Origin of the sequence: Streptomyces sp. NBC_01288 (assembly GCF_035982055.1) — a bacterium.
In the GTDB taxonomy this organism is placed as follows: domain Bacteria; phylum Actinomycetota; class Actinomycetes; order Streptomycetales; family Streptomycetaceae; genus Streptomyces.
In genome coordinates, this window is record NZ_CP108427.1 from 8,569,131 (window position 1) to 8,581,740 (window position 12,610).

The following is a 12,610-nucleotide window of genomic DNA, read 5'->3' on the forward strand; positions in this document are numbered from 1 at the left end:
GTCCTTCTGATCCGAATCGGGGGAATCACCATGCGCAAGAACATCGCCATCACGGCGGCCGGACTCGCCGTGACCGTCTTCGGCCTCACGGCCTGCGGTTCGGGTTCCGACTCCGGCTCGGGCAAGAGCGGTGGCAAGGCCGACGGCACGCTCGTCGTCGGCGCCACCGCCGTACCGGCCGGCGAGGTCCTGACGTACATCAAGGACAACCTGGCCGTGAAGGCCGGACTGAAGCTGGAGATCAAGGAGTTCACGGACTACGTCCTGCCGAACACCGCGCTCCAGGAGGGCTCGCTGGACGCGAACCTCTACCAGAACCAGCCCTTCCTGGACGAGTTCAACAAGTCCAAGAGCACCGACCTGGTCTCGGTCGTCAAGGCCTACCTGCCGCCGATGGGCGTGTACTCCAAGAAGGTCAAGGACATCGCGAAGCTCGCCGACGGAGCCACCGTCGCCGTGCCGAACGAGACCACCAACGAGGGACGCGCCCTCAAACTCCTCGCCGCCAAGGGGCTGATCACCCTCAAGAAGGGCGCGGGCACGGACGCGTCCCCCGCGGACATCACGGCCAACCCGAAGCACCTGAGGTTCAAGGAGCTGGACCCGGCCCAACTGCCGCGCTCGCTGGACGACTTGGACGTGGCCGTCATCAACAACAACTACGCCCAGGACGCGGGCCTCAGCCCCGCCAAGGACGCGATCCTCCTGGAGTCGGCGAAGGACAACCCCTACGCCAACCTCCTGGCCGTCAAACGCGGCAACGAGGACGACCCCCGCGTCGAGAAGCTCGCGAAGCTGCTCGTCTCCTCCGACGTGAAGAAGTTCATAGCGGAGAAGTACAAGGGCTCTGTCCTGCCGGTCACTTCCGGCTGACGGGGGCGTATACGGCGTATCACCACGCACGGGGTCCACGCCCTCACCATGAGTGGACCCCGTGGTGCGGTTCCCCGCTTTCATGCTGCATGCTGGGCAGTTCAGGTAGGCCCGGAACATTTTCCGAAGGTTACGGAGCGGCGCATGACGAGCACCTTCCCCAACATCTCCATCAGCACGGAGCGGTTGGTGCTCCGGCCCCTCGACGAGGACGACGTGCCCGCCCTGACCGAGATGATGAACGACGAGCAGGTCGCGGCCTGGACCGACGTCCCCCAGCCGTTCACCGAGGCCGGCGCCCGTCGGTGGATCACCAACTATGCGCCCGCCGAACGGACTTCGGGGCGCGGCCTCGACCTCGCCGTCACCGAGTTCCTCACCCAACGGCTCGTCGGCGTCGTCCAGTTGACCAAGACCGACTGGCACATCAGGTCCACCGAGCTGTCGTACGTCATCGCGCCCTGGGCCCGCGGCGAGGGCTACGCCTCCGAGGCGGCGCTCGCCACCGCCCAATGGCTGTTCGGGGACCAGAAGTTCGAGCGCATCGAGCTGCGCACCGCCGCCGACAACACGGCGTCCCAGCAGGTGGCCCAGAAGATCGGCTGCATCAGCGAGGGCGTTCTGCGCAACGCGTGCATAGCGCATGTCCACGCCGACGACGGCACCTGGAGCGACGTCCGTACCGACTTCATCGTGTGGAGCCTCCTCCCGGAGGACCTGGAGGGCACGGCCGAACAACTCGCGGACATCGACGGTTTCACGTCACTCGCCGACTGGAACTGAATCCGGCGGGTACGGCACAGAGAACACCTCCCAGCCGCACCAGGTACCCTCACGGTGCCCGCGTACGGGCCGATTTCCCCGACGACCTGCGAATTACCCCTGGAGACTGACGACGATGGCCGACCGCGTCACGGTGATCGGCTGGGACGGCTCTCCGCTGACCGCCGCGGCACGCTCCGCCCTCGCCGCCGCCACCCTGGTGGCGGGCGCGCCCCACCATCTCGCGCTCCCCGAGGTACCTCCGCGCGCCGAGCGCATCCGCCTCGGCAGCGTCGCCCTCGCCGCCCGCCGCATCGCGGGCCATCGCGGCACGGCGGTCGTGTTCGCCGACGGGGACCCCGGCTTCTTCGGAGTCGTACGGGCCCTGCACGCACCCGAGTTCGGCCTGGAGGTCGAGGTTGTCCCCGCCGTCTCCTCGGTGGCCGCCGCCTTCGCCCGCGCCGGGATGCCCTGGGACGACGCACAGGTGGTCGTCGCACACAGGCGCACCCTGCGACGCGCGGTGAATGTGTGCCGGGCCCACACAAAGGTCGCCGTCCTCACCTCACCGGGCGCCGGACCCGCCGAACTCGGTCTCCTCATGGAGGGCGTCCACCGCACCTTCGTCATCTGCGAGGAACTGGGCACCGAGCACGAGCAGGTCACCGTCCTCACCTCCGAGAAGGCCGCCGACCGCACCTGGCGCGACCCCAACGTCGTCATCGTCATGGGCGGCCCGGTCGGCCCGACCGTCACCGGAACCACCGCCGAGGGCTGGATCGCCGGCCGCGACCCGTCCGCGGTCGCCCGCGGCTGGACCCTCCCCGCCGAGGCCTACGGCGGCCGACTCGGCGAGGGCGAGACCGATCTGCTCCGGGCCGCCCAGCTCGCCCGTCTCGGCCCGCGCGTCGGAGACCTGGTGTGGGACATCGGCTGCGGCAGCGGCGCCTTCGCCATCGAGGCGGCCCGCGCCGGAGCGGCCGTCATCGCCGTCGACCGGGACACCCAGGCCTGCACCCGCACCGACTCCGCCGCCCGGAGCTTCGGCGTGCACCTCCAGATCGTTCAGGGCGACGCCCCGCACATCCTGGAGAACCTCCCCGAACCCGACGTGGTACGGGTCGGCGGCGGGGGAGTGGCCGTCGTCTCCGCGGTCGCCGACCGGCGCCCGCAGCGCATCGTGGCGCACGCCGCCACCCGCGACGAGGCCGAACTCGTCGGCCGCGACCTCACGGAGCACGGCTACCACGTGGAGTGCGCCCTCCTCCAGTCCGTCGAACTCGACACCAGGGCCTGGACGGAGACGGAACGGAGCGTCGCGTTCCTGCTCAGCGGCCTCCTTCCGGAGCGCGTTTCCTGACCCCTCGTACCGTCCCCGTGATCCTGTTGTCGTACTGCGCGCGGTAGGCTGGCGGACTGTTGTACCGCATCGGGTGACCCGGCACTTCGTTCGTCAATGTCCGGAAAACCCGCCCGTTTTGGGGTGAGTGTGGTACGGCGGAACCGGAGGACGCGCAACGTGGCGCAGTCCACAGCGGGCCGTCGCGGATCAAGCTGTCGCGACGGCCGAACGCCCGCGACAATGCCAGTCAATGGCTTTGTCGTCTAAATGGCTTTGTCGCCTTTTGACGTCGGGTCGTTCGTGCCGCTGGACAGGCACGCTCGTTCTCCACTGCGGGGCGGTCGGTGCGCCGTTCCCGGTGAGCGGGTCGTAGAAGCACTAACCGATGGGCGAGGGGTACGCATGACCGACACCGGCCAGATCCCGGCCGAGGGGCTGCCGGAGAACGCAGGCATGGTGGAACAGCCAGGCGTTCCCGCGCACGGCGCGTACACCTACCTCTCCGAGACCACCGCCGAGGACGAAGACCTGCTGCTCCTCCCGGGCGCCCAGGGCGCCTGGGGCAACGAGGTCCCGCCTCCCGCCCCCGAGCCCGTTTTCGAGACGGTTCATGAGCCGGCCCCGCAGGAAGCGGCGGCCTACGAGCCGGGCTTGCACGAGGCTGCCGCGCAGGAGCCGGGTGTGTACGAGGTCGTATCGCCCGAGGCGGTTCCGCAGGAAGCGGCTGAGCAAGGGGCTGCTGTGCCCGAGCCGGTTCCGCATGAGGCCGCTGTACATGAGCCGGGTCCGCACGAGACGGCCGGCCGTGACAGCGGTTCCGTCGATCTGGGGGGCGTCCGGCTGCCCGCACCGCCGCCGCCCGCGCCGGTTCCGCCGCGCCGTCCGCTGCACCTCGGCCCGCCCCTCCCCGACACCTCCGCGAGCCCGGTCCGTTCCCTCGCCGACCGCGGCCCCGCAGGCGCGCCGCTACGGCAGGCGGGCCCGCCGACGACCGGCCCCGAGTACTTCGACGCACCCCAACTCCGTGACCTGCCCCCGCAGGGCGCGGCTCCCTGGGGCGCCCAGGTTCCGGTGGGCGCGGGGGTGCAGACAGCGGAAACGGTTGTTCCGGTTGGCAAACCGGAGGGTCAGCTCGTCGGTGAGTCCGTCGGCGGCGGGATCGCCATGGCCCTGGACGCCGGGGTGGTCGTGCCGGAGCCCGAGCCGGGTCCGGTCATGGTCGCGGGTGCGAGCACCGGCAAGGACGCCGACCTGGCGCAGGCTCCCGACGCCGGCGGGGCGTGGCAGGGGCATGGGCAGTCGTTCAACGGTGAGCCCGCGGCCGCTTTCGCCCACGTGAGCACGGAGGGTTCCGGGCACGCCGGTGTCGGTGTCGCCGAGGTGGGTCAACTGCCGGAGGGCACCGAGGGGTTGGTTGCCGAGCAGGCCCAGGTGCAGGCACCGGTGCTGGCCGAGGTACAGGATCAGGCGCAGGCTCCGGTGCAGGCGGAGGTGCCGGGCTCCGATGCCGGGTTCGTGCCTGGCGGTGACGGGCACGGTGGTGATGCCGGGTACGTGCCGGAGGGTGTGGGTGCCTTCGAGGCTGTGCCGGTTCCCGAGGCCGCGTTTGTCGTGGACGCCGGTCAGGAGTTGGAGCCGGAGCAGGTCGCTGTTCCGGTTCCCGCGCCGAGTTTCGGTGCCGATGTCGTGCCGGAGCCCGAAGCCGTGCCGGTTCCCGAGGAGGCGTTCCCTTCTGAGGGTGCCGTGTTGCCGGAGGCCGTTGATGTGGCGGGAGCCGAAGAGGGCTTCGACGCCGGGTTCGCTGCCGCTGACGAGCAGGTTGCCCAGCCCGTACTCGCTCAGGGTCCCGAAGAGGTGCTCGCGCAAGAAGCCGCCCCCGAGCCGGTGTTGGTTCAGGACGCCGTGCGGGAGCCCGAGGCCGTAGCCGCCCCGGAGCCGGTCCAGGCAGAGGACGTCGTGTACGCCCCCGCCCCCGACCAGGTTCTCGAAGCCCCTCACGCCCCCGAGACCACCCCGGTCGGCGAGACGGCGGTCATCCAGGAAGCCGAGCCAACTCCGGCCGCTTTCCAGGAGGTTGAGACACCTCTCGCCGAGCCCGAGGCCGAAGCGACACCGGCCCCCGAGGAAGCCCCCCTCTCAGCCGAAGCCCCGCCGGAGCCCGAGCCGCAGCCGGAGTTGCAGCCCCAGCCGCAGCCCCACCCGGACGACTCCCTCGGCCGTTTCGTCCCGGTGGAGGGAGTCGTGCCCACCACCCCCCACCTCGCACCGACCCCGCCGCACCCGCTCGTCCTCCCCGCGGAGGAGCAACCGGCGCAGCAACCGGGCGGCACAGAGGACGCCTTCGCCGCAGTCCCCGCGCCCCGCGAGGCGGACCCAGGCTCGGACCTCGAACCGGAACTCGTACAGCACGCGGACGACCTGGACACCCGGGCCGCTGATCAGGAAGAAGAGAGCACGGCCGTAGTGGAAGACGTACGAGAGTCCACCGGCCCTGCCGCGCCCGCCTACAACGACGCCGAGCGCGAGGCCGTGCTCAAGGTGATGCGAGAGCGTCGGGACATTCGCAACGGCTTCCGCAGCGATCCGATCCCGCACGACGTGCTGTTGCGGGTGCTGGAGGCGGCGCACACCGCGCCGTCCGTCGGGCACTCGCAGCCCTGGGACTTCGTCGTCATTCGGTCCGCCGACACCCGCCGGAACATGCACGAACTGGCCCAGAGCCAGCGCGAGGCGTACGCGAAGTCGCTGCCGAAGGGCAGGGCGAAGCAGTTCAAGGAACTGAAGATCGAGGCGATCCTCGACACCCCGGTGAACATCGTCGTCACCGCGGACCCGACCCGCGGCGGCCGCCACACGCTGGGCCGGCACACGCAGCCGCAGATGGCGCCGTACTCCGCCGCCCTCGCCGTCGAGAACCTCTGGCTCGCCGCGCGCGCCGAGGGCCTCGGCGTCGGCTGGGTCAGTTTCTTCGACGAGCGCGAGATGGTCCGCGCGCTCGGGCTGCCGGAGCACCTTGAGGTCATCGCGTACCTCTGCGTCGGCTACGTCGACGAGTTCCCGGACGAGCCCGAACTGATGCAGGCCGGCTGGTCCAAGCGCCGCCCGCTGTCGTGGGTCGTGCACGAGGAGACCTACGGCCGTCGGGCGCTGCCCGGCGAGGACCCGCACGACCTGCTCGCCGAGACCGTCGCCGGGATCCGCCCGCTGGACGCGAAGGCGCTCGGCGAGGCGTGGGAGCGGCAGAAGCGGATGACGAAGCCGCCGGGTTCGCTCGGCATGCTGGAGATCATCTCCGCGCAGCTGTCCGGTCTTTCCCGGCAGTGCCCGCCGCCGATCCCGGAGCCCGCGGCCGTCGCGATCTTCGCGGGTGACCACGGTGTGCACGCGCAGGGAGTCACGCCCTGGCCGCAGGAGGTCACGGCCCAGATGGTCGCCAACTTCCTTGGCGGCGGGGCGGTTTGCAACGCCTTCGCGAGCCAGGTGGGCGCCGAGGTGTGCGTCGTGGATGTCGGCGTGGCCTCCGAACTCCCGGCCACGCCAGGCCTGTTGCCCCGCAAGATCCGCGCCGGTACGTCCGACATGACGACCGGCCCGGCGATGTCCCGCGAGGAGGCCAAGCAGGCCATCGAGGTGGGCATCGAGACGGCCCGCGATCTGGTGGCGGCCGGCAACAAGGCTTTGCTCACGGGCGAGATGGGCATCGCGAACACGACCGCGTCGGCGGCCCTGATCTCGGTCTTCACGGACACCGACCCGGCGGAGGTGACGGGACGCGGCACGGGCATCAACGACGAGACCCTGGCCCGCAAGACGGAGGTCGTGCGCCGCGCGATCGAACTCCACCAGCCGGACCCGGCCGACCCCATCGGCGTCCTCGCCGCGGTCGGCGGCTTCGAACACGCGGCGATGGTGGGCCTGTTGCTCGGCGGCGCGTCCCTGCGTACGCCGGTGATCCTGGACGGCGTCAGCGCCGGCGCGGCGGCTCTCGTGGCCCGCGCGATCGCGCCCGAGGTCCTCGCGGCCTGCATCGCGGGCCACCGCAGCGCCGAACCGGGTCACGTGGCGGCCTTGAACAAGCTCGGCCTGCGCCCCTTGGTCGACCTGGACCTCCGCCTCGGCGAGGGCACGGGCGCGCTGCTGGCCCTGCCGCTGGTACAGAGCACGGCGCGGGCGATGCACGAGGTGGCGACGTTCGATTCCGCAGGGGTGACGGAAAAGTAGGCGCCCGCAGTCGGCGACGCGGCCCAGCCGGTGGACCGGCTGGGCCGCCCTGATGCCCTGCCCTTAAAATCTGCACGTCAGGGCCACCGCACGCCGTGAAAGCACGCGGGGGAGACCCGCCGTAAAAGAGGAGCCGCACCCTCATGGCCGAAAACCCCGCCTACCCCGTAGGCCTCCGCCTCACCGGCCGCAGGGTCGTCGTCCTCGGCGGCGGCCAGGTCGCCCAGCGCCGCCTCCCCGCGCTGATCGCGGCGGGCGCGGACGTCACCCTCGTATCCCCCGAGGCGACCCCCTCCGTGGAGGCGATGGCGGACGCGGGCGAGATCACCTGGGAGCGCCGCCCGTACGCGGAAGGCGACCTCGCGAACGCCTGGTACGCCCTGATCGCCACCACGGACCCGGAAGCGAACAACCAAGCGTCCGCCGAGGCGGAGGCGCACCGCGTCTGGTGCGTCCGCTCCGACGACGCCGACCAGGCCACCGCATGGACCCCGGCGACGGGCCACAGCGAGGGCGTGACGGTCGCCGTACTCACCACGGACGCCCGCGGCCGGGACCCCCGCCACACCGCCGCGATCCGTGACGCGGTAGTCGCGGGCCTGCGCGACGGCACCCTCGTCGCCCCCCACCACCGCACCCGCACCGCGGGCGTCGCCCTGGTCGGCGGCGGCCCCGGCGACCCGGACCTGATCACGGTCCGCGGCCGCCGCCTCCTCGCCGAGGCCGACGTCGTCATCGCCGACCGCCTCGGCCCCCGCGACCTCCTCGCCGAACTCCCCCCGCACGTCGAGGTGATCGACGCGGCGAAGATCCCGTACGGCCGTTACATGGCGCAGGAGGCCATCAACAACGCCCTGATCGAACACGCCAAACAGGGCAAGTCAGTGGTCCGCCTCAAGGGCGGCGACCCCTTCGTCTACGGCCGTGGCATGGAGGAGGTCCAGGCGCTCGCCGAGGCCGGTATCCCGTGCACGGTCGTACCCGGCATCTCCAGCTCGATCTCGGTACCGGGCGCGGCCGGAATCCCCGTCACCCACAGGGGTGTCGCACACGAGTTCACGGTGGTCAGCGGCCATGTGGCCCCTGACGACGAGCGTTCCCTCGTCGACTGGCCGTCCCTCGCCAAGCTCACCGGCACGCTGGTGGTCCTCATGGGCGTCGACAAGATCGGCAAGATCGCCGAAACCCTTATCGCGCACGGAAAACCGGCAGACACTCCCGTCGCCCTGATCCAGGAGGGCACAACAGCCGCCCAGCGCCGCGTGGACGCGACGCTCGCGACGGTCGGCGAGACGGCCCGCGCCGAGGACGTGAAGCCGCCGGCGGTGATCGTCATCGGCGCGGTGGTCACCGTAGGCCCGAAGGCCCTCACGTAACCCCGGGTAACACAACCCGTTCCCAGCCGTTGGCACCACACCCAGGACAAGGCAGTATCACCCTGTGGCCGATCTCATCACCGTTGAGGATCCCGACGACCCGCGCCTGCGTGACTACACGGGCCTGACCGACGTAGAGCTGCGCCGCAAGCGTGAACCGGCCGAGGGCCTGTTCATCGCCGAGGGCGAGAAGGTCATCAGACGGGCCAAGGACGCGGGCTACGAGATGCGTTCGATGCTGCTGTCCGCGAAGTGGGTCGACGTCATGCGGGACGTCATAGACGAACTCCCGGCCCCGGTCTACGCGGTGAGCCCGGAACTGGCCGAACGCGTCACGGGCTACCACGTCCACCGGGGCGCACTCGCCTCCATGCAACGCAAGCCGCTCCCCACGGCGGACGAACTCCTCCAGACCACCCGCCGGGTCGTCGTCATGGAGTCGGTCAACGACCACACCAACATCGGCGCGATCTTCCGCTCGGCGGCGGCACTGGGCATGGACGCGGTCCTGCTGTCTCCCGACTGCGCGGACCCTCTCTACCGCCGCAGCGTGAAGGTCTCGATGGGCGCGGTCTTCTCGGTCCCGTACGCCCGCCTGGACAGCTGGCCCAAGGGCTTGGAGTCGGTCCGAGAGGCGGGCTTCACGCTGTTGGCCCTCACCCCCGACGAAAAGGCGAAGAGTCTCGACGAGGCGGCCCCGCACCGCATGGACCGGGTGGCCCTGATGCTGGGCGCGGAGGGCGACGGCCTGTCGACCCAGGCCCTGGTGGCCGCCGACGAATGGGTCCGCATCCCCATGGCCCACGGCGTCGACTCCCTCAACGTGGGCGCCGCGGCCGCGGTCGCCTTCTACGCGGTGGCCACCGGCCGCCCCGAACTCTAGGAGCCCGCTTGGCCCCGCGCGAGGCGATCGTCGCCGTCCTCCGACGAGCGGACCGGGTCCTGGTCATCCGCCGAGGCCCCGACTCGGCCCGCGCCGGCTACTGGGCACCCCTGAGCGGCAAACTGGAACCAGGCGAAACCCAGGAAGAGGCCCTGGTCAGAGAGGTGAAGGAGGAGGTGGGCCTCACGGTCTCCCCCCTCGCCAAGGTCTGGCAGTCCGACGCGGCCGACGGCACCTTCCGCCTCCACTGGTGGACCGCCACGGAAACGGGCAACGGCGTGATCGTCCCGGACCCGGGCGAGGTGTCTGAGGTCCGCTGGGTGACGCCGGAGGAGTTCCTGACGATGAGCCCGGCGTTCGACGCGGACAGGGAGTTCTTCGAGGACGTGTTGCCGGGTTTGTAGGCACGACGCTGGGGGCCGGTGCAACACCGAGGGCGTCCACCATCCAGCGCAGGCCGGCAATATCCAGCCCGTCCGGCGTTTGAGGACGAGGCCGTTCAGGCCGAAGCGGGGTCTGGGGGCGCAGCCCCCAGACGGGGCGGAAGGGGCGGCAGCCCCTGGGGATGGGACGGGTAGGGGCGGCGGGGGCGAAAAAACCACCACCACCCCCGCTACTCGGTGACCCCGTACAACCCGTCCGAAACCGAACCATCCACCCCTACGACACTCCCGTGCCCCGTACGCCCAAGCCCATGAGCCGGCCCCGAACACCCCTGAGCCACCGCGATCCCCAGCGCGACCAGCAACGTCACCACGACGAACACGAACAACCGCTGCCGCAGCAACCGCGGATTCGCGGGCCGCCGCCCGGTCCCCGTGGTCCGCGGCCCCGACCGCCCGGCACCACTGCGAGGCGCGGGACGACTCCCGCTGCCGGACCGGGTGTTGTTCCGCCCGGCCGGAGTCGGCCGCGCCTGACCGGCCCGGGACGGCACCCCACCCCCACGCGACGGACTACCACCGCCCCGCGACGGACCACCGCCACCCCGGGACGACGGCGCGGCACCACGAGGCGCCGGCGTCCCCTGAGAACCCTGAGGACTCTGCGGACGCCGCTGGCTCTGGGTGCGCTGCTGCTCCGGATAGCTGTCGGTGAGCCGCCCGGTAGGCCGATCCGCCTCCGCGGCACGCGGCCCCGGCGGCCGGACGTCGGCCATCCCCTGAGCCTCGCGCGCGGCGATCTCCTTGAGCCGCAAGGACAGTTGGAGCGTGCTGGGCCGCTCCTCGGGGTCCTTGGCGAGGCACGCGCGGACGAGCGGCGCGAGCGCGTCCGGCACCCCGTGCAGCTGCGCCTCCTCGTGCACCACGCGGTACAGCATCACCTCGGAACTGCCGTGCCCGAAAGGCGAGTCGGAGGTCGAGGCGTAAGCGAGCGTGGCCCCGAGCGAGAACACATCGGTGGCCGGAGTGACCGCGGCCCCCCGCACCTGCTCGGGCGCGAGGAACCCGGGCGAACCGACCGCCGTACCGACATGCGTGAGCGTCGACGCCCCGGTCGCCCAGGCGATACCGAAGTCGATGATCCGCGGACCCTTGGGGGAGAGGAGGATGTTCGACGGCTTGAGATCCCGGTGGACGACCCCGGCCTCGTGGACGGCGACGAGCCCCTCGGACAGAGCGGCCCCGATGGCGGCGACCTCGGCCGCACCGAGTGCCCCCTCGTCGGCGACCTTGTCATGCAGGGACGGCCCGGGCACGTACTGAGTGGCGAACCACGGCCGATCAGCCTCAAGATCCGCGGCTACCAGCCGAGCGGTGCACCCACCGCGAATCCGCCGGGCGGCCCCGACCTCGCGCGCGAACCGTGAACGGAACTCCTGGTCCTCCGCCAGATCCGGCCGGATGACCTTCAGTGCGACCCGCTGACCCTTGCGGTCGGAGCCCAGATAGACGACACCCATTCCGCCCGCGCCGAGCCGTCTGTGAAGCCTGAACGAGCCGACGACGCGCGGGTCCTCGCGCCTCAGGCGCATCATCGCCATGTTCATCCCCGCTGCCCGGTCCGTGTGACGAGCGACAGCTTACGTTTCCACGGGCGCCCGCGCGCAAAGGCCGCGCCCTCTCGAACCGACGGATTGTCAGTGCCGGGTGGGAAACTTGAAGAGTGGTCAGAGGCGTTGCGAGCAGCAGGACTTCACATCACCTCGGACCCCAACCAACCATCACAGAAGGGGGATTGAGCGCGTGAAGGGTGATCGCGTCGAGATAGTGGTGGACGCCGGCGACACAACACGTACCTACGAGGTGGTGGCGAGCAGGGCGGGCCGTCGGGTGGAGACAGCGGTACGACGAGGTGTCGTAGAAGTGAGCGAAGTCACCCGCAGTGGCTCCGTCGTCCGCACCGCCCGCTTCATGGCGACCAGGGTCCTCGCCCTGGTCGAGCAGCCGGTCCCGCGCGAGGACAGCTCAGAGAAAGCGGGGCACACCGGACTACCCCTCCGGGAAGACCCCGAGACGTAGGACCCGGTCTCCACCCAGGGGAGTACTCCGCAGGTCATCGCTCATCCTCCGGGAGGCCCGCCAATCGGTACGAGGGCATGACGACCCGCACCCGCCGCACGCCTAGATTTGAGGTCAAGCGGCGGGTGCAGCACTCGTCCCCCGAGGTCAGACACCCGCCGCTGCCAACGACAACTGAGCTAGGTCAACGGAGCACGGTCAGGAGAGGGACCATGGCCCATACGGCACCGCGGGCATTGATCCGCGAAGAGGGACGCAAGGCGTACAACGCGGCGTTCCGCACCCGCCGCACGGGCCGTCGCCACCCACTGGTGGCGACCTTGATGGCACTTCCCCTGGCGGTCCTGCTCCTCGTCGTCTTCGACGGCTGGGAGACCGTGGCCACACAGGCGTCGTCCGTGGGAGTGATGCTGGGGCGCTGAGCGGCGACCCCAGGCCCGGAAGAGCGGTCCGGGCGGGGACATCAACCCATGAAACCCCGTGGGGACGGGGGTGCGGCGGACGGCAAAAAAAGCCGGCGCAGCTGGGGAGCTGCGCCGGCTTTGCTTTGCCCTTTTGCCGGATCCTTCCCGGTGCCGGTCGGCGCCCTCAGCCAGCCCGTCCGGCGTCCACTTTTCAGCGCAGGCCGCCACCCCAGCCCGTCCGGCGTCTGAGGACGAGGCCGTTCAGGCCGAAGGGGGTCTGGGGCGCA

The 12,610-nt window shown here is 71.0% G+C and carries 10 protein-coding genes; 9 read left to right on the forward strand and 1 reads right to left on the reverse strand.

The window, feature by feature from the left end; genetic code table 11:
- The first annotated feature begins 30 nt into the window (after positions 1 to 30).
- From OG194_RS38570 to OG194_RS38600, 7 genes are all read left to right on the forward strand, one after another.
- Positions 31 to 873: a MetQ/NlpA family ABC transporter substrate-binding protein gene (locus OG194_RS38570; protein WP_327405372.1), complete on the forward strand. Its 843-nt coding sequence runs from the start codon at positions 31 to 33 to the stop codon at positions 871 to 873.
- A 144-nt stretch (positions 874 to 1,017) separates the two neighbouring features.
- Positions 1,018 to 1,656: a GNAT family N-acetyltransferase gene (locus OG194_RS38575; RefSeq protein ID WP_327405373.1), complete on the forward strand. Its 639-nt coding sequence runs from the start codon at positions 1,018 to 1,020 to the stop codon at positions 1,654 to 1,656.
- A 115-nt stretch (positions 1,657 to 1,771) separates the two neighbouring features.
- On the forward strand, positions 1,772 to 2,995 hold the full coding sequence (gene cbiE, locus OG194_RS38580; protein ID WP_327405374.1) for a precorrin-6y C5,15-methyltransferase (decarboxylating) subunit CbiE: 1,224 nt from the start codon (positions 1,772 to 1,774) through the stop codon (positions 2,993 to 2,995).
- Between the two features lie 384 nt (positions 2,996 to 3,379).
- Entirely contained in the window at positions 3,380 to 7,198 is a 3,819-nt protein-coding gene (gene cobT, locus OG194_RS38585) for a nicotinate-nucleotide--dimethylbenzimidazole phosphoribosyltransferase (RefSeq protein ID WP_327405375.1), read from the forward strand.
- A gap of 143 nt (positions 7,199 to 7,341) precedes the next feature.
- Positions 7,342 to 8,574, forward strand: coding sequence for a uroporphyrinogen-III C-methyltransferase (cobA, locus tag OG194_RS38590; RefSeq protein WP_327405376.1), 1,233 nt, complete (start codon positions 7,342 to 7,344; stop codon positions 8,572 to 8,574).
- A gap of 64 nt (positions 8,575 to 8,638) precedes the next feature.
- The gene (locus OG194_RS38595) at positions 8,639 to 9,457 is read left to right on the forward strand and encodes a TrmH family RNA methyltransferase (protein ID WP_019059837.1); all 819 of its coding nucleotides are present in this window, start codon (positions 8,639 to 8,641) and stop codon (positions 9,455 to 9,457) included.
- 8 nt (positions 9,458 to 9,465) lie between these two features.
- Positions 9,466 to 9,861 (forward strand): NUDIX hydrolase, encoded by a 396-nt coding sequence (locus tag OG194_RS38600; protein WP_327405377.1) that lies wholly within the window; start codon positions 9,466 to 9,468, stop codon positions 9,859 to 9,861.
- Positions 9,862 to 10,070: 209 nt separating this feature from the next.
- On the opposite strand, the gene OG194_RS38605 is transcribed toward OG194_RS38600, so the two are convergent.
- Positions 10,071 to 11,447, reverse strand: a complete 1,377-nt coding sequence (locus OG194_RS38605; protein WP_327405378.1) for a serine/threonine-protein kinase — start codon at positions 11,445 to 11,447, stop codon at positions 10,071 to 10,073.
- Positions 11,448 to 11,643: 196 nt separating this feature from the next.
- On the opposite strand from OG194_RS38605, the gene OG194_RS38610 reads away from it, so the two are divergent.
- Positions 11,644 to 11,919 carry a hypothetical protein gene (locus OG194_RS38610; protein WP_033282228.1) on the forward strand — a complete coding sequence of 92 codons (276 nt, stop codon included), beginning with the start codon at positions 11,644 to 11,646 and terminating at the stop codon, positions 11,917 to 11,919.
- A gap of 212 nt (positions 11,920 to 12,131) precedes the next feature.
- Entirely contained in the window at positions 12,132 to 12,341 is a 210-nt protein-coding gene (locus OG194_RS38615; protein ID WP_026178166.1) for a hypothetical protein, read from the forward strand.
- The last annotated feature ends 269 nt before the right edge of the window (positions 12,342 to 12,610 follow it).

Coding starts and splice junctions, on each gene's coding strand:
- cobT (WP_327405375.1), top strand. CDS start 3,380: ATGACCGACACCGGCCAGATCCCGGCCGAGGGGCTGCCGGAGAACGCA.
- OG194_RS38615 (WP_026178166.1), top strand. CDS start 12,132: ATGGCCCATACGGCACCGCGGGCATTGATCCGCGAAGAGGGACGCAAG.
- cobA (WP_327405376.1), top strand. CDS start 7,342: ATGGCCGAAAACCCCGCCTACCCCGTAGGCCTCCGCCTCACCGGCCGC.
- OG194_RS38570 (WP_327405372.1), top strand. CDS start 31: ATGCGCAAGAACATCGCCATCACGGCGGCCGGACTCGCCGTGACCGTC.
- OG194_RS38605 (WP_327405378.1), bottom strand. CDS start 11,447: ATGAACATGGCGATGATGCGCCTGAGGCGCGAGGACCCGCGCGTCGTC.
- cbiE (WP_327405374.1), top strand. CDS start 1,772: ATGGCCGACCGCGTCACGGTGATCGGCTGGGACGGCTCTCCGCTGACC.
- OG194_RS38575 (WP_327405373.1), top strand. CDS start 1,018: ATGACGAGCACCTTCCCCAACATCTCCATCAGCACGGAGCGGTTGGTG.